This window comes from Rhizobium sp. CCGE 510 (assembly GCF_000292525.1).
GTDB lineage: Bacteria > Pseudomonadota > Alphaproteobacteria > Rhizobiales > Rhizobiaceae > Rhizobium.
On the sequence record NZ_AEYF01000003.1, the window covers coordinates 77,372 to 92,536 of the forward strand.

The following is a 15,165-nucleotide window of genomic DNA, read 5'->3' on the forward strand; positions in this document are numbered from 1 at the left end:
CCGGCAGAACCTCACCCGCTTTGCCAAGCTCCAGCTCCGGCGTACAATTGCCAGCCTGTCGGTCAAACGGTGGAGGCGTCAGTGAAAACCGCGAGACTTTTACTTTGCCTTATCGCTTGTCTTGACATCACGCTCCCCGAAAACCGGGCCGATGCCGACGAATTGGTGCGGTTTGAAAGTGTTCCCGTCAAGCTGAGCCCCTTCCGGATACGCAAGGCTGGCGAACAAGGAGAAATTCTTTCGCAACCGCAAGGCACACCATTGCTGGGCTATTTATCCCGCCCCAAGGGTCAAGGCCCCTTCCCGGCCATCGTCATCATGCATGGATGCGATGGCCTGCGTTTGAGCATCAAAGACCTTTGGCCGAAACGGCTGGTCTCCTGGGGTTACGTCGTGCTGGTCGTCGACAGCTTCACCACCCGCAATATCAGGGACACCTGCCAAAGCACTCTCCCCGACCGGGTCTTCGACGCCTATGGCGCTTTGGATTTCTTATCGAAATCGAGCTTTGTCGACGCCGAGCGCGTCGCGCTGATGGGATTTTCGGCGGGCGGCACCACGGTGCTGGAGGGAACGAAAATCGAAGGTAACGAACAGCTGATGGATCATAAATTCAGGGCGGCGGTTGCCTATTATCCGGTCTGCGCAGCCAGTCAGGGCGATGCGACAGTGCCGATCCTGATTTTGATCGGCGACCGAGACAATTGGAGCCCAACGGAACCATGCCGGAAGAGGCTTGCCAATCTAAGTGACGATAGTCCGCCGATCGAGCTGAATATCTACAAGGGTACCTATCACGATTTCGATGCCCCGGAGTTCCCGGTGGGACGAAGGGTGTTGGGGCATATCGAGAAATACGATCCCGACGCCGCAGTAAAATCCATCCGCAGCGTTTACGCGTTCCTTCGAAAGTCCCTCGCGAACTAAAGGGAAACCTCGGGACTTGGTGTGGTGATGCGCCAGCGGCGGGTGTGGCACCAACACACCCCCAATCTCAGTCATTCCAGGCCTTGAGCCTGGAATCCATGGCCGCTGGGATGGATCCTCGGGTCAAGCCCGAGGAGGACGGAGGGTGGGGTGAGCCTGCGGTAAATCACGACGTATGGCGGAATATGAGCGCAATTACGCCTCGCGATCGCCCTCGCAGCACGCGCCGGCTGCCTGCCGGCCGCGCGCCCCTTTATCCCAAGATTTAAATGCTGCTCGGCCGCGTCGACGTGGTGGAATTGCTCGCCGAAGACAAAAAGTCCTCTTCGGCGGTCGGCAGCTTACCCTGCGGGGTCAGGTCGTCGACGGCCTTGGGGAGATCGCGGCTCAGTCGGCCGAGGATCTCCTCGTGCGAAAGGCCGGTATTTTGAGCGATTTCGTTCAAAACGTCTGGACCGAGGGCTTCGGCGAGCTGGCCGTCATTGATCTCGGCATTCTGACCGGGCTGGACCCAGGAATCGATCTTGTCGCCGTGGCCGTTCTGCTGGAAGGTCTTGAGGAGATCGCCGAGACCGCCGCTGACGATGCCGCCGGAGGTGAGACCGCCGAGAAGACCGCCCAAACCACCCGAGCCGCCCAGTCCGCCGAGGATGCCGCCGAGCCCGCCCGGCTGCTGGCCACCGGGGCCGGCCTGCTGCGGGTTCTGCATGCCGCGCAGGAGTTCTCCGATCTTGTCTCTGTTCTGGTAGCCGGCAACGGCAAGAACGGCGAGAAGCGCCTTCAATTGACCGCTCATCATGATGGATCCTCCCAATGGTTCCCAAAAAGACTGCAGCTGACCCAGGTGGATTGCTGCATGGGCAGCAATGTCCGGCGCGCCTAAAAGTTCCATAGGAATACCGGCGGCCCTCGCTTTATCCGAAGGCTCTGCCGTCCGGCTTGCTGCTCACGCCGCAGATCAGATTTCCGGGCAGCCGCGCCGGTTTGCGAAGGTCATCCGTTCCGGTCCACGGCGCGTCATCCCCTGGACGACGATTGCGCGCGGCGACATGCGGACGACCTGCGCCCGGCGAAGACCTTCGCCGCGGGCGATGTCGAGCGCATCGTTCGGATCGCAGCCGCGCGGACCGCGGCGGTCATATCCGTCATAGCGGCCGCGGTCGCGATCCCGATCGTAGATACCGACGCCGCCGGGGCCGACCCGCAATTCCATATCCTGCGTGGCGGCAATCGTCGGCGAGATCGTCAAGCCGGTCATGGCCGCCAGGCCGACCAGGATGAACTGAAGAGATTTATGCATGAGTTTCTCCCAGAGGTTTGTGCTGTATCGCAAACCCAACCTCGCTATGCGGATTTTGTTCCGAAAGCAGAGGGTCCGGGCATTTAGTCGGAATGTGCAGCAAGACTTACCAATGCGGGGATGTGCGAGAGCTTTTGAGCCCTGACACGATGCACCCTCCCCTGCACACGGCGGCGGCGGCGAAAAACCCGCCCTTAACCCTGCCTTGCAGACCTTGAGCGCTGATCGCGCCCTACGGTCCTTTGACGACCGAAGTCTCTACCCACGCATTCGAAACATCCTGCGGCGTGCCACTGTTTGTGACCACCACCGTCATCCATGCGTTGTGCCCCTCCACCAAATAGGCCATGCCGCTTTGCTTGCGCTCTTTCGTTATCTGACCCAACGAAGTTGCAGAAAGCCCAGCTTCGAAGGCTTCAAGCTCAGCGTTCGAACAACGCATCCCTTCCTGCCCACCCTTGCCCAAAGCTGAGAGAAAATCGAACGAGCAGGTGGCAGAAAAGAAGTTTCGGTATTCCTGGTAATGCATGGCGAATTGCTGCCCGCTTGTCATCGTGTAAACCTCGCTGCCGGTTCGAGGCTCCAAGATTGCCTTGGGGGAAGACCTAATCGCGTCGACTTTCCAATCGCCTCGATCGACGCCGCTGTGCAGGGCAGCCAGGCTTCGACCATTCAACACGCAGAGCTTCAAGGTATCATCGAGGGGGCAAGCAATCGCCCCCACTTGGCTCGATGTGATGATAACCGCCAAAGCTGCAAAGAAACGCACGCGTCACTCCCCAAATCACTCTATCGGCACCGTAGTTTGGATGCTGGCGAAAGCAAGCAGCGCCCCGCGTCCGAACCCGGCCGATACCAGCCCGATGGTGACCTACACGCTTAGAGGCAAGCAGAATCCGCAACCTAATCGTGGGCAGGCCGCCAATGCGGATAGGTGACGAAGGCGGTGAGCGCGCCCTCCTCGTGCGAGCGGATGGTCACCGTTTCGCCGTTGGGCATGTAGACGATCTCGCCCGGCCCAGCAGTGACGGTTCCGGCGTCTGACGACACCGAAAGATGGCCTTCGAGGATGATCATGACGTCGTCGACTTCCATCGTCTCGGTGAGGCTCTGGCCGGGGGCGTAGCGTCCGTAACCGATGCTGACCGGTCCCCCTTGCCGCTCGTCGACCAGGTTGCCGACGAAGACGTCTGCCTCTTGCCCCGGGGAACGCTCCAGCGAAGCGTCGGCGATCGTGAACCTGCGAAGTTTCATCATCTACCTCCATGCCGGGTGCAGAGGTAGCGCTGAAATGTGCCGTGCCAAGACGGATGACAGCTCTTTGGGAGGACGTAGCGCGCTCAAGGCCTCCGCGTTGAAGCCATCCGGCGCGACAACACGGAGCCCGCGCGCGCCCGTGAAGGCGCGCGCATCACTGAATTCCTAGCGAAAACCGCCGCTGGCAGCCAGCCGTTCGCCGGTCAGCCAACGGGCGTCGTCGGAAGCGAGGAAGACCGCGACCCCTGCAATATCGTCCGGTTGGCCGACGCGGGAAAGCGGCGTCTGGGCGACGATGGCCTGCTCGAAATCCGAGCCGATGACGCCGGCCGTGTGCGTCCCCTCGGTCTCGACCATTCCCGGCAGGATGGCATTGACACGGATTTTGCGCGGGCCGAGCTCCTTGGCAAGCACGCTGTTGATGCCCTCCACGGCTCCCTTGGTGCCGGTGTAGACCGCAGAGGTCGGCGGCGCCATGCTGGTGACCACCGATGAGATGTTGATGACGCTGCCGCCCTCGCCAAGATGTTTGACCGCCGCCTGGGTGGTCAAGAGAACGCCGAGAACATTTACGTCGAACATGCGGCGGTACTGTTCCTCGGTCACCTCTTCGAGCGGCGTGAACTCATAGACGCCTGAGTTGTTGACCAGGACGTCGAGCTTGCCGAACTCTTTGACCGCAGCATCGACCAGGCCCTGCGCCTGCTCGGCCTTGGAAACATCGCCCTGGACCGCGATCGCCTTGCCGCCGGCGGCGCTGATCGCCTCAACCACGGCGTCTGCTCCGGCCTTGCTCGAAGCGTAGTTCACCACCACTTGCGCACCTTCTGCCGCAAAGGCCTTGGCAATCGCGGCGCCGATGCCTTTGGAGGCCCCGGTGACCACAGCGACCTTTCCCGTGAGCTTAGCCATATCCAATTCCTTCTGACCGGACTGCCGTCGACACTGACGGCCTTGTTCCGTAGTTCAGAAATTCGGAACTGTTGATCTTAATGTCAAGGGTCGCTATATAAAATTCATGAGACCGCTCTTTCACCCAGCATTAGAGGACATCCGTCCCGAAGCCATCCTTTATGCGCTTTCCGATCCGGAGCGCGCCGCAATCTACGCGCAGCTTGCCGGGGCTGCCGGTGGCGGCACCTGTTCGGCGCTGGGCCAACTCGGCGACCGGGTCATCCCGAAGTCGTCGCTGTCGAACCACTTCAAAGTGCTGCGCGAGTCCGGGCTGATCCTCAGCGAGCGCCAGGGCGTGGAGATGCGCAATCAAACCCGCTTCGCCGAGCTGGATGAACGCTTCCCGGGCCTGATCAAGGCCATCCTGATTGCTTACGGGCAGATCCCCGAGCAACCGAAGGCGGGCTGACGGGCGAACTGTCCGAGCTTGCGCCGCCACTATTCCAGCCATCCTTATTCCAAAACGACGACGGCTTCGATCTCGAAGAGCATAGGATCAATGGCCAGCTTGGGAACGGGAATCAAAGTCTGCGCCGGCAGTGCCGCGCCGAACATTTCCTTGACGTTGCTGGTCAGCACCGCAAGCTTCGACATATCGTGATCGACCACGAAGACCGTCAGCTTGGCGACCTGATCCGGCCTGGCGCCAAGCGCATCGAGGGCGGTGCGCAGATTGGCGTAGGCCTGCTTCACCTGCACGGCGAAGTCTGGCGACAAGGCGCCGGTGCTGTCCTGGCCGCCCTGTCCGGAGATATAGGCCAGCCGGCCTTGCCGCGGCACGATCACCGCCGTGCTGTAGCCGTTCGGCGAGGGATCGTAGAGGTTTTTCGGATTGACGATGGTCAGCTTGAGATCGTTCTCATTGGCTGTCGTCGTAGCGGGAATTCCAATGGTCATGATGATGATCCCTCCGATGAGCAGATGGTTGATGCGTGACATGATTTCTCTCGGGCTTTGAGGGCTGCGGGTACTCCCGCGGTCAGCATGATCAAGCTTTGACGTGTCGCCCCCATGATGCACTCGTACAACGTACGATTAATTCGCATCGTACATTGTACGAGTCAATCCGTCAGGATCGACATTCGCCGCATTGTCGGCTTAAATCGACGCTCTGTTCAGTTAGGAGATCGGATGGCAGCCAAACGCAGCGGCGCTGGGAGCAAGCAATCTCGACGGAAAACTCCGTCGCCCCCGGCCGGGCCGGAGCCGGGCAATGAACCGGCTCTTTCTCTCGAACGGATCGTCGCGACCGCGGTCGAACTGCTGGATACCGACGGGTTGGACGGATTGAAGATGCGGCGGCTGGCCGATCGCCTCGGCGCCGGCGCAATGAGCCTCTATTGGCACGTCGGCAACAAGGAGCAGGTGTTTGATCTGGCGCTCGACTCGGTGCTCGAATATCGCGGCCCGGCGCCAATCGATACGTCGAAAGACTGGCGCGGCGACGTCGTTCATATGCTTAAAGACTGGCGCGCCGGCATGCTGCGCCATCCCTGGTCGGCATTCCTGCTGCCGCGCCGGGCGCTCGGCCCGAATATTCTAGCGCGCCTGGAACTGTTGAGCCGGACCCTCTCCAGAGCCGGTGTTGCCGACGCCGATTTGAACGTCGCGATATGGTCGCTGTGGAACTATGTGATCGGCGCCACCACCACAAGGGCAAGCTTCGAGCTCTCCGACGAGGACAGAGCCGCCGCGCAGCAGCGCCTTGCAAGTCTCAGCCAACACTACCCCACAATCGAACGCTCTCGCCTGCTGCTGGACAATGATTGGGACGGCGCCTTCAGCAAAGGCCTCGACTTCCTGCTGGATGGCCTCGTTCCCAAACTGTGAAAACCGTCGCCACTTCCTGCGGGGTTTAGGACGGTCATTGCAGAAGACGCGGCGCAGGCCTAGGCTTTGTTAATGTCAGACAAGATCGAAATTCGGCGCGCCATCGGGAGCGACGCCTCTGCGATAAGCGAGCTCGTCAGACATACGATCCGCATCAGCAATTCGGCGGACTATCCCGCCAGCATCATAGAGAGGGTCGTCGGTAACTTCTCTCCCGACGCGATGCTTCGGTTGATGGACAGGCGGATCGTCTGGCTCGCCCTTCAGGATGGCGAGCCGGTGGGAACCGCAGGACTTGACGGGGATACGGTCAGGACGGTCTTCGTATCGCCTGCGGCTCAGGGGCGCGGCATCGGAAGACGCCTGATGCAGACAGCGGAAACCGCCGCCTCTGCAAACGGCATCAAGGCTTTGCACGTTCCGGCCTCTATTACCGCGAGGAATTTCTATGCCCGCCTCGGTTACAACGAGGTGCAGGAGATTCTGTCAGGCGAAGAACGTATTTTCTTGATGGAGAAGCAGATCAATTGACAGGCGGACCTGATGGTGTCGGCGGCGGCGGGTCTGGTGAAACCGCGCCCCCGATCTCCGTCTTCCCAGGCCTTGAGCCTGGGATCCATGGCCCCGCTGGTAGGGCCAGCGTGAGCTCATTGGCAAACGCAGCGACGGCCAGCTTGTGCAAGCCTCCAAAAAGCGGTTAGCTGGCAACGTTGGGTAGCGCATGCTGGACAGGCATTGCGCTATACGAGACGTGTCCGCATTTCGGGGGAAATCGCGTGCGCTGGTCCAAACCGCTCAGACTGCATCTCGGCGTCCTGGTCGTCGCGTCGCTGCTGTGCACGTCGGCGCCGATCATCTGGATGGCGTTCAGCCACGGAAGCGATGCTGCGGTCAGCGCCGGCGCACAGCAGATGCGCCAGATGAGCTTGCGGCTGATCGAGGGATACCGCAATACGCTGCAGGGCGGCACCGAGGCGGTGGCGCTGGCCTCCACGCTGCCGCAGCTGGTTTCCCCGCCGCCTGAGGATATCAAGGCAAAACAGCAGTTCTTTCAGGAGGTTTTGCGAAACGTCCCGAACGCCACCAGCGTTTACGCCGGCTATCCCGATGGCTCCTACCTGCAGGTGATCAATACTGCCCGGCGCGACGTTCGCCAGACGCTTGCCGCACCCGATGACACGGCTTTCGCAATCCGAATGATCGCACGGGGAAACCCGGCCGATATCATCTCGACGCTGGCTTTTCTCGACAAGGATGCACTGATGATCGGGGAGCGGAATGTCGAGGATACATCCTTCGATCCGCGGCAACGCCCCTGGTATCAATCCGTCATTCAAGACGGCGTGCCGGTTTCCGTCGGACCCTATATTGCCGGAACGCTGAATGTCCCGACGCTGACGATCGCAGCCCCGATGCGGGACGATGGAAAGGTGGTCCTCGGCATCAACATTCACCTGCAGACCGTCAGCCGGCTGCTCGACGCAGGGGAGATTTCGCCGCGGGCGCGGGCCTACATCATCGATGCCGGCGGCAATCTCGTCGCCCATTCCGACCCTGATATCATGAGCAGGATCATCGGGTTATGGTCGAGAACATCAGGCGCCTTCGCCGCGACGGCAAACAGTTTCGACCCGAGCCTCGAAACCGTGGTGCGGCTCAGTCGCGACCCGGCCTTTGCCGGCGGCGGCCTGGCACGGGTCGATTTCGATGGCAAAGCCCATCTGGTGCAGATCGCCCCGGTCAGCGTGTCCGGCCTGTTCACGGGCAGCGTTGCGGCCATCGTCGTGCCGCTGGAGGATCTGGTGGCCGAGGCCAATCGGCTGCTCCGGCGCAATCTCTTCATTGCCGCCGGTTTCGTGCTCGCCGGCGTCGCCGCATCGGTCATGCTGTCGCGCATGGTCAGCCGCTCTCTCTACCGCCTGGCCGACGAGGCGCGCAGGATCGGCGATCTCGATGTCGGCGAGAAAGGCGGGGCGCATTCGTGGATATCGGAGATCAACACGCTGGCGAATGCGCTGGCCGCCAGCCGCCATGCCATCGGTCAGTTTGCCCTTTATGTTCCGCGTGAAGTGGTCCGGCAGATCGTCAATCCCGAGACACGAGAAATCGTCAGGGCGAAGCGACAGGATGTGACCGTGCTGTTTACCGACATCAAAGACTTCACCACCATCTCCGAACAACATTCGCCCGAGGAGGTGGTCGACACGCTTTCGGCCTATTTCGAACTGCTGAACACCATCGCCGAGCGCAATGGCGGCACGGTCGTGCAATATCTCGGCGATTCCATTTTCGTCATGTGGAACGCCCCGGTTGCCGATATCAGCCATGCCGAACACGGCTGCCGATGTGCGCTGGCCATGAAAGCGGCGATCGACGGCTTGAACGAAGCCAATCTCAGGAACGGCCGCCCCGAACTCCTCACGCGATTTGGCTTGCACACCGGCCCAGCCGTCGTCGGCAGCTTCGGCGCGATTTCGCGTCAGCAATACACGGCGATGGGCGATACGATCAATGTCGCGTCACGGCTGGAAGGCATGAACAAGGATCTGAACACGTCGATCCTGGTGAGTGCGGCCACCCGCGATGCCGTCGCCGACCGCTTCACCTTCCGCCCCTTCGGCCTGGCCGCGGTCAAGGGACGCGCCGAGAAGGTCGACATTTGGGAGCTTGTCGGGGAGTAGGTCTTGCGCCATGCTGCTTTCAGGATAGACTGATCGTCGTTGGCACTGTGCCGTGTGGCCCCCTCATCCGACCCTTTGGGCCACCTTCTCGCCGCTGGGGAGAAGAGGGAGAATGCCGCTTCGCCATGGACTCCATTGGATGGAGTGCCTCGGAAAAAGCGGGTTCGTTGGGCAGTGTCGACGCGCCTTGCTCCCTCTTCTCCCCTCGGGGAGAAGGTGGCCCGCAGGGTCGGATGAGGGGGCCGCACGGCACGCCTTCCATTAGCGCAGACGACAGGGCACCAACGGCCCCTTCGCCTATCTCCCCCCAACATCACCAACCATTGGAGCCCGAGACAATGATCTCAGCTGCATATTGCCGACTCATGGCCCGTTACAACACTTGGCAGAACACCTCTCTCGTCACTGCCGCCGATGGGCTGACGCATGCGGAGCGCTGGAAGGATCGAGGGGCGTTTTTTCAATCGATCGCCGCGACGTTGAACCATCTTTATTGGGCCGACGGCCTGATCGTGGAGCGATTGAAGGGCAATGAGCGCCCCGAGGAAATGATCACGCACTCGCTGACAAGCCCATCGGAGTGGGATGAGTTCAAGAGACTGCGTTTGCAACGCAATGCGGAAATCGAAGCGTGGGCCGCAGGATTGCGCGACGCGGAGCTCGACGGCATGCTTGTCTGGTATCCTGGGGACGGTGCAACGCGGGTCGAGAGGCCAAAGGCGCAGTGTGCCGTCGAACTCTTCAACCACCAGACCCACCACCGCGGTCAGGTGCACGCGATGTTGACGGCAGCCGGTGCAAAACCGGAGCCGACCGACCTTTCGCTGCTGCCATAGCCTGTCCCGTCACGGGCTCGACGAACTTGGCGAGACGCGCCCTCGCCTAAACCTGCACGTTGCAGAATGTGTCGTTTTCGCATCACTTTCTGTCAGGTTGTAAATTCCCGGTTGGCAATGGCGATCACCTTCGCTACAAGAGGCTCACCGCGTCAGATCAAACATAAGGGAGGCGTTGCATGCGATCAGCAGAAACCAAATTCCTCCCGTGTGGAATGTCCCGACACTAGGTCATTTTCATTCGCGGCCCGCCTCTAGCGCGCCCGACATGCGGTTTCCACTCTCTCTTCATAGCCCGATTGATCTGACGGGATCATTTCGTCTCCCGTTCGGGCTGTGCCATTTAACTCTCGTTTTTGAGGACCGGTTGCCGATATGCGGCCGGGTTGGTTCAAATGACTCGCAAGAAGCTCGATTTCCGCGCCGATGCCTATCGCAACGTGCTCGGCTTTGTCTTTCATCATTGGACCCACCGTCCTGGTCTGGTGGGGCTGATCGTCGTGCTGGTGGTAGCAAGCACGCTGGCCGAAGTCATGGTGCCGGTCTTCTCCGGCCAGATCGTCGATGCCATTGCCGGCAGCAATCCGGCTGACAGCGCCCTCAGCGCCTTCGTCATTGTCGTGGCTCTGGGATTCAGCAGCGTGGCGCTGCGCTATTTCATCTTCAACGGCATCATCCGGCTGACGCTGCGCACCATGGCGGATGTCACCAATGGTGGGTTCCACAAGGTGCAGCGGTTCTCCACCGACTGGCACGCCAACAGCTTTGCCGGATCGACGGTGCGTAAGATTACCCGCGGCATGTGGGCGCTGGATTCGCTCAACGACCTGTTGCTGGTCGCACTTTTGCCGTCGATCGTCATGCTGGTCGGCGCCAGCATCGTGCTCGGCAGTTATTGGCCGATCATGGGACTGATCGTCAGCCTGGGATCGCTGATCTATATCGGCGTCACCGTGGCGCTTTCCATGGGCTTCGTGTCGCCGGCGGCAAGGCTTGCCAATGCCTGGGATACCAAGCTCGGCGGCGCGCTGGCGGATGCGATCAGCTGCAACTCGGTGGTCAAGGCTTTCGGGGCCGAAAACCGCGAGGAGATCCGGCTCGGCCACGTGCTTGGCCGGTGGGACAAACGCACGCGGCGGACATGGAAGCGCGGCACATTGAGCGGCACGATCCAGGGCTTCATGATGGTTTCCATGCAGGCCGGCATTCTGGGAACCGGCCTCGTCATGTGGCAGCAGGGGCTGGCGACGCCTGGCGACGTCACCTTCGTGCTGGCGATGTTCTTCGTCCTGCAGGGTTATCTGCGCAATGTCGGCCAGGACATCCGCAACCTGCAACGGGCCGTCAACGACATGGAAGAGCTGGTGCTGCTCGACAAGATGCCGCTCGGCATCGAAGACAGGCCGGACGCCACGCCTATCCGGATTGGCAAGGGCGAGATCGTCTTCGATCGCATCACCTTCCAATATGGCGCGCATCCCAGCCCGCTTTATGACGATTTCTCGGTCGTCATCGAGCCCGGCGAGCGTGTCGGCCTAGTGGGGCATTCGGGCTCGGGCAAGACGACCTTCGTCAAGCTCATCCAGCGCCTCTATGACGTCAATTCGGGCTCGATCCGCATCGACGGGCAGAATATCGCCCGGGTCGAGCAAGCCAGCCTGCGCGGCCAGATCGCCATCGTGCAGCAGGAGCCGATCCTGTTTCACCGCACGCTGGCCGAAAACATCGCCTATTCCAGGCCGAACGCCTCGCGGCGCGAGATCGAGCAGGCGGCGAAACAGGCGAGCGCCCACGACTTCATTCTGAGCCTTCCGAAGGGCTATGAAACCATGGTGGGAGAACGCGGCGTCAAACTATCGGGCGGCGAGCGGCAGCGCGTCGCCATCGCCCGGGCGTTCCTGGCCGATGCACCGATCCTGATCCTCGACGAGGCGACCTCCAGCCTCGACAGCGAGAGCGAAGTGCAGATCCAGCAGGCGATGGAACGCCTGATGGACGGCCGCACCACCCTGGTCATCGCCCATCGGCTGTCCACGGTGCGAGCGCTCGACCGGCTGCTGGTCTTCGACAAGGGCAAGATCGTCGAAGAGGGCGACCACCAGGCGCTGATCCGCCGCAGCGACGGCATCTATCGCCGCCTGTTCGAGCGGCAGGCGCTGGAACTGACCAAGGGCCTGGTGGCCTGAACCGAAACGCCAGGGTTTTGCTCTGGCGTTTCATTCTTGCGGATTTGGCGAATAGTGGCTGCGCTGACGGCTGGAGGGAGGTGGAGATCGCCTGGACATTGCCGCTTACCACTTGTTGACTCATCCGCGGTTGAGCAATACCTTGCGAACTCGGTCGTTAGGCTTGTCCTCACATGACGGATCAATCTCTTCAGCGTCGCCTTGCTGCCATCGTCGTTGCCGATGTGGTGGGATATTCACGCCTGATGGAGGCTGATGAAATCGCAACGCTTGATAACCTCAGGGAACTCCGTTCTGGCGTTATCGAGCCGGCTGTGATGCGCCACCACGGTCGCATCTTCAAGGTCATGGGCGACGGATTTCTGATCGAATTCGGTAGCGCATTGGACGCGGTCGCAGCAGCGTTGGAAATGCAACGGGCCACCACTGCTGTTGAGGCTTCCCGAGACCGGCGCCTGCTTTTGCGTGTAGGCGTCAATCTGGGAGATGTCATTGACGACGGTTCGGACGTCCTCGGCGACGGCGTCAATGTCGCGGCGCGCCTCGAGGCGCAGGCCGCACCGGGAGGTATCTGCATTTCAGCCAAGGTTCACGGCGAGATCCTCGGCAAGATCGACGACCGGTTCTTTGATGCAGGCGAACGCTACCTGAAGAACCTGAGCCGCCCGGTCCACGTGTGGCATTGGCCGGATGCGCTGCAGAGCATATTGCCGCTGCCCGAATGTCCCTCGATCGCGGTATTGCCGTTCACGAATATGAGTGGGGATGAAGCGGACGCGTCTTTCGTCGACGGCTTGACCGAAGACCTGATCACCGACCTTTCCCGCACGGCTGGCCTGTTCGTCATCGCGCGCAATTCCATGTACGGCTACAAGGGCAGACCGGTCAACGTACGGCTGGTCGCCCAGGAACTCGGCGTCCGCTACGTGCTGGAGGGGAGCGCCAGACGCGCAATGGGCCGGGTCCGCATCAATGCCCAATTGGTCGACACGCTTGAAGGCCAGCACGTGTGGGCCGACCGGTTTGACAGGACGGTGGAAGATGTTTTCGAGTTACAGGATGAAGTTAACGCCAAGATTGTCGAAGCCCTCGTCGGCCGGCTGACCATCCCTGCGCCGCGCAATCGGCCGAAGAACTTTGAGGCGTACGATCTGTGTGTGCGCGCCCGCCTCCTGACGGAAGAGTCACCGCAAGCTGAGCGTGAGGCCTATATGCTGCTCCAACGCGCGGTTAAGCTCGAGCCATCCTATGCCGAGGCGCTCGGTCTGCTCGCCTATAACCGTTGGCTTGCCTGGGCTCATTTCGGCGAGCCCGAAGATCCTAACCGTCGGATGGCGGTGACATCAGCGCAGAAGGCGGTCGACCTGGATCCCAACGATGCCGGCTGCCGTTACGTTCTGGGGACCATTCTGGCTTATGAGCGGCGATGGGAGGAATCGGAGGCCGCCTTCGCCAAGGCCCTGGAGCTGGACCCCAACCACGCCGACACCTGGGCCGCCATGTCGGACATGTCCGTGCTGGACGGCAGGGTTGCCGACGGACTGGCGCAGATCGAAAAAGCTCTGCGGCTCAATCCCTATCCCACCTGCTGGTATCTTTGTCATCTTGGGCAGGCGCAGTACGCCGGGCGTGACTATGAGGCGGCAGCCGCTACGCTCCGCAGGAAAGACACATATCGTACCAACTCACGCAAATTCCTGGCTGCTACGCTTGCGCAGTTGGGCCACAGCGAGGAGGCGCGGCGAGAAGCAGAATTGTTCCTGATCGCCCACCCTCATTTCACCATCGGCCATTGGCTCCGCTCCCAGCCGCTGCGCGATGCATCGGTACGAGACCACTTTGTCGACGGCTTCCGAAAGGCCGGCCTGCCGGAGATGTGACAGCGGGTGGAGACAATCCCGACGCGTTCGAGCCACGCATTGCCGTTCTGATCAACAATGGGCATCGTGAACCGACCTTTAACCGCATCAACCAAGGTTTCGAGTCCCAGTTCGGCATTGAGATAGGAACGAGCAAGGGGTGAACGGATGCAGCCCGCGCTGGCATCGGTTCACCCCGTCTGGGTCAGGCAAGCTCGGATAAGGTAGCTGGGTCGAACCCCTTCAATTCTGCATGATCGCCATTCTCCACTTTGGCGACCCAATTTGGATCGGTGAGGAGCGCGCGACCTACGGCAATGAGGTCGAACTCATTGCGGTCCATGCGGTCGATTAAGTGATCGATGCTAGCTGTGGTTGAGCCCTTACCGACAAAAGCGCTTGCAGTCACGTCGTTGTCGAGGCCAACCGAGCCGACAGCGATTGTCGCTGCACCCGTCACTTTCTTTGCCCAGCCCGCGCCGTTGAGGCCGCTCTCGCCATCAATTTCCGGGAATTCCGGTTCCCAGAAGCGGCGCTGCGACACGTGAAGGATATCTACCCCTGCCTCAACCAACGGCAGCAGCCAAGTCTCCATCTCGGCTGGTGTTTCTGCGAGGCGCACGCTGAAATCTTGCTGCTTCCATTGACTGACGCGCATAATGATCGGGAAATCAGGTCCCACCGCTTCGCGTACGGCGGAAATGATCTCGCCAGCAAAGCGCGAGCGCTCCTTGATCGTCGGTCCGCCATACCGGTCGGTGCGCAGGTTCGTGCCCGACCAGAAGAATTGATCGATCAGATAGCCGTGCGCGCCGTGGATTTCAACAGTGTCAAAGCCGAGCCGCTTGGCGTCTGCCGCCGCTTTGGCGAATGCCGCGACAGAATCGGCGATATCCTCTTCAGTCATCGCAACGCCGCGAGCCTCACTGGGCGCGTTGAGGCCAGACGGGCTTTCCACCGGGGCATCGGGCTCCCAATTGTTGATGTAGCGAGTCGCTCCGGTGTGCCAGATCTGTGGCCCCATACGACCACCAGCCCCATGAACTGCGTCGATCACATTTTTCCACCCTCTGAGCGCCGCATCACCGTGGAAAAACGGAATCCCACCGTCGTTGCGGGAGGCCGGGCGATCGATCACGGTCCCTTCAGACAATAGCAGTCCGGCACGACCTTCTGCTCGGCGCCGATAGTAGTCAGCATTTGCCGGCCCCGGCACGCCTTCGGGCGCAAACAGGCGGGTCATTGGCGCCATAACTATACGATTTTTCAGTTCAAGCGACCGAATGGTGAAAGGTCGAAACAGGCTGCTTGTATCGGGATTGGGCATGAGGAGAA

General features: G+C 61.0%; 15 protein-coding genes. 8 read left to right on the forward strand and 7 right to left on the reverse strand.

Features of this window, described 5'->3' with window-relative positions:
* The first annotated feature begins 81 nt into the window (after positions 1 to 81).
* Complete coding sequence (locus RCCGE510_RS03075) at positions 82 to 927, forward strand: dienelactone hydrolase family protein (RefSeq protein ID WP_037077588.1); 846 nt, start codon at positions 82 to 84, stop codon at positions 925 to 927.
* Positions 928 to 1,192: 265 nt separating this feature from the next.
* Here RCCGE510_RS03075 and RCCGE510_RS03080 read toward each other — a convergent pair whose 3' ends face one another.
* The 5 genes from RCCGE510_RS03080 to RCCGE510_RS03100 all read right to left on the reverse strand — a co-directional run bounded on the left by RCCGE510_RS03080 (position 1,193) and on the right by RCCGE510_RS03100 (position 4,396).
* On the reverse strand, positions 1,193 to 1,726 hold the full coding sequence (locus RCCGE510_RS03080) for a YidB family protein (protein ID WP_007627058.1): 534 nt from the start codon (positions 1,724 to 1,726) through the stop codon (positions 1,193 to 1,195).
* Between the two features lie 159 nt (positions 1,727 to 1,885).
* Positions 1,886 to 2,227: a hypothetical protein gene (locus tag RCCGE510_RS03085; protein WP_007627059.1), complete on the reverse strand. Its 342-nt coding sequence runs from the start codon at positions 2,225 to 2,227 to the stop codon at positions 1,886 to 1,888.
* 232 nt (positions 2,228 to 2,459) lie between these two features.
* The gene (locus tag RCCGE510_RS35450) at positions 2,460 to 2,996 is read right to left on the reverse strand and encodes a hypothetical protein (protein ID WP_007627060.1); all 537 of its coding nucleotides are present in this window, start codon (positions 2,994 to 2,996) and stop codon (positions 2,460 to 2,462) included.
* Between the two features lie 134 nt (positions 2,997 to 3,130).
* Positions 3,131 to 3,481 (reverse strand): AraC family ligand binding domain-containing protein, encoded by a 351-nt coding sequence (locus RCCGE510_RS03095; protein WP_007627061.1) that lies wholly within the window; start codon positions 3,479 to 3,481, stop codon positions 3,131 to 3,133.
* Positions 3,482 to 3,649: 168 nt separating this feature from the next.
* On the reverse strand, positions 3,650 to 4,396 hold the full coding sequence (locus RCCGE510_RS03100) for a glucose 1-dehydrogenase (RefSeq protein ID WP_007627062.1): 747 nt from the start codon (positions 4,394 to 4,396) through the stop codon (positions 3,650 to 3,652).
* Between the two features lie 106 nt (positions 4,397 to 4,502).
* Here RCCGE510_RS03100 and RCCGE510_RS03105 point away from each other — a divergent pair, with 106 nt between their 5' ends.
* Positions 4,503 to 4,847, forward strand: a complete 345-nt coding sequence (locus tag RCCGE510_RS03105; RefSeq protein WP_007627063.1) for a helix-turn-helix domain-containing protein — start codon at positions 4,503 to 4,505, stop codon at positions 4,845 to 4,847.
* A 44-nt stretch (positions 4,848 to 4,891) separates the two neighbouring features.
* On the opposite strand, the gene RCCGE510_RS03110 is transcribed toward RCCGE510_RS03105, so the two are convergent.
* Positions 4,892 to 5,377: a RidA family protein gene (locus tag RCCGE510_RS03110; RefSeq protein WP_007627064.1), complete on the reverse strand. Its 486-nt coding sequence runs from the start codon at positions 5,375 to 5,377 to the stop codon at positions 4,892 to 4,894.
* A 192-nt stretch (positions 5,378 to 5,569) separates the two neighbouring features.
* Between RCCGE510_RS03110 and RCCGE510_RS03115 the strand changes: the two genes are divergently transcribed.
* From RCCGE510_RS03115 to RCCGE510_RS03140, 6 genes are all read left to right on the forward strand, one after another.
* Positions 5,570 to 6,268 carry a TetR/AcrR family transcriptional regulator C-terminal domain-containing protein gene (locus RCCGE510_RS03115; RefSeq protein ID WP_007627065.1) on the forward strand — a complete coding sequence of 233 codons (699 nt, stop codon included), beginning with the start codon at positions 5,570 to 5,572 and terminating at the stop codon, positions 6,266 to 6,268.
* Between the two features lie 72 nt (positions 6,269 to 6,340).
* On the forward strand, positions 6,341 to 6,799 hold the full coding sequence (locus tag RCCGE510_RS03120; protein ID WP_007627066.1) for a GNAT family N-acetyltransferase: 459 nt from the start codon (positions 6,341 to 6,343) through the stop codon (positions 6,797 to 6,799).
* 245 nt (positions 6,800 to 7,044) lie between these two features.
* Entirely contained in the window at positions 7,045 to 8,949 is a 1,905-nt protein-coding gene (locus RCCGE510_RS03125) for an adenylate/guanylate cyclase domain-containing protein (protein WP_007627067.1), read from the forward strand.
* A gap of 338 nt (positions 8,950 to 9,287) precedes the next feature.
* The gene (locus RCCGE510_RS03130) at positions 9,288 to 9,785 is read left to right on the forward strand and encodes a DinB family protein (RefSeq protein WP_037077592.1); all 498 of its coding nucleotides are present in this window, start codon (positions 9,288 to 9,290) and stop codon (positions 9,783 to 9,785) included.
* 395 nt (positions 9,786 to 10,180) lie between these two features.
* The gene (locus tag RCCGE510_RS03135; protein WP_007627071.1) at positions 10,181 to 11,971 is read left to right on the forward strand and encodes an ABC transporter ATP-binding protein; all 1,791 of its coding nucleotides are present in this window, start codon (positions 10,181 to 10,183) and stop codon (positions 11,969 to 11,971) included.
* Positions 11,972 to 12,144: 173 nt separating this feature from the next.
* The gene (locus tag RCCGE510_RS03140) at positions 12,145 to 13,851 is read left to right on the forward strand and encodes an adenylate/guanylate cyclase domain-containing protein (protein WP_037077595.1); all 1,707 of its coding nucleotides are present in this window, start codon (positions 12,145 to 12,147) and stop codon (positions 13,849 to 13,851) included.
* A 184-nt stretch (positions 13,852 to 14,035) separates the two neighbouring features.
* On the opposite strand, the gene RCCGE510_RS03145 is transcribed toward RCCGE510_RS03140, so the two are convergent.
* Positions 14,036 to 15,157, reverse strand: coding sequence for an NADH:flavin oxidoreductase (locus RCCGE510_RS03145; protein ID WP_037077597.1), 1,122 nt, complete (start codon positions 15,155 to 15,157; stop codon positions 14,036 to 14,038).
* Between the last annotated feature and the right edge of the window lie 8 nt (positions 15,158 to 15,165).

Excerpts from the sequence above, each read along its gene's own strand:
- RCCGE510_RS03110 (WP_007627064.1), bottom strand. The coding sequence starts at position 5,377 with ATGTCACGCATCAACCATCTGCTCATCGGAGGGATCATCATCATGACC.
- RCCGE510_RS03115 (WP_007627065.1), top strand. The coding sequence starts at position 5,570 with ATGGCAGCCAAACGCAGCGGCGCTGGGAGCAAGCAATCTCGACGGAAA.
- RCCGE510_RS03135 (WP_007627071.1), top strand. The coding sequence starts at position 10,181 with ATGACTCGCAAGAAGCTCGATTTCCGCGCCGATGCCTATCGCAACGTG.
- RCCGE510_RS03145 (WP_037077597.1), bottom strand. The coding sequence starts at position 15,157 with ATGCCCAATCCCGATACAAGCAGCCTGTTTCGACCTTTCACCATTCGG.
- RCCGE510_RS03105 (WP_007627063.1), top strand. The coding sequence starts at position 4,503 with ATGAGACCGCTCTTTCACCCAGCATTAGAGGACATCCGTCCCGAAGCC.
- RCCGE510_RS03130 (WP_037077592.1), top strand. The coding sequence starts at position 9,288 with ATGATCTCAGCTGCATATTGCCGACTCATGGCCCGTTACAACACTTGG.
- RCCGE510_RS03080 (WP_007627058.1), bottom strand. The coding sequence starts at position 1,726 with ATGATGAGCGGTCAATTGAAGGCGCTTCTCGCCGTTCTTGCCGTTGCC.
- RCCGE510_RS03085 (WP_007627059.1), bottom strand. The coding sequence starts at position 2,227 with ATGCATAAATCTCTTCAGTTCATCCTGGTCGGCCTGGCGGCCATGACC.
- RCCGE510_RS03095 (WP_007627061.1), bottom strand. The coding sequence starts at position 3,481 with ATGAAACTTCGCAGGTTCACGATCGCCGACGCTTCGCTGGAGCGTTCC.
- RCCGE510_RS03140 (WP_037077595.1), top strand. The coding sequence starts at position 12,145 with ATGACGGATCAATCTCTTCAGCGTCGCCTTGCTGCCATCGTCGTTGCC.
- RCCGE510_RS03100 (WP_007627062.1), bottom strand. The coding sequence starts at position 4,396 with ATGGCTAAGCTCACGGGAAAGGTCGCTGTGGTCACCGGGGCCTCCAAA.
- RCCGE510_RS03120 (WP_007627066.1), top strand. The coding sequence starts at position 6,341 with ATGTCAGACAAGATCGAAATTCGGCGCGCCATCGGGAGCGACGCCTCT.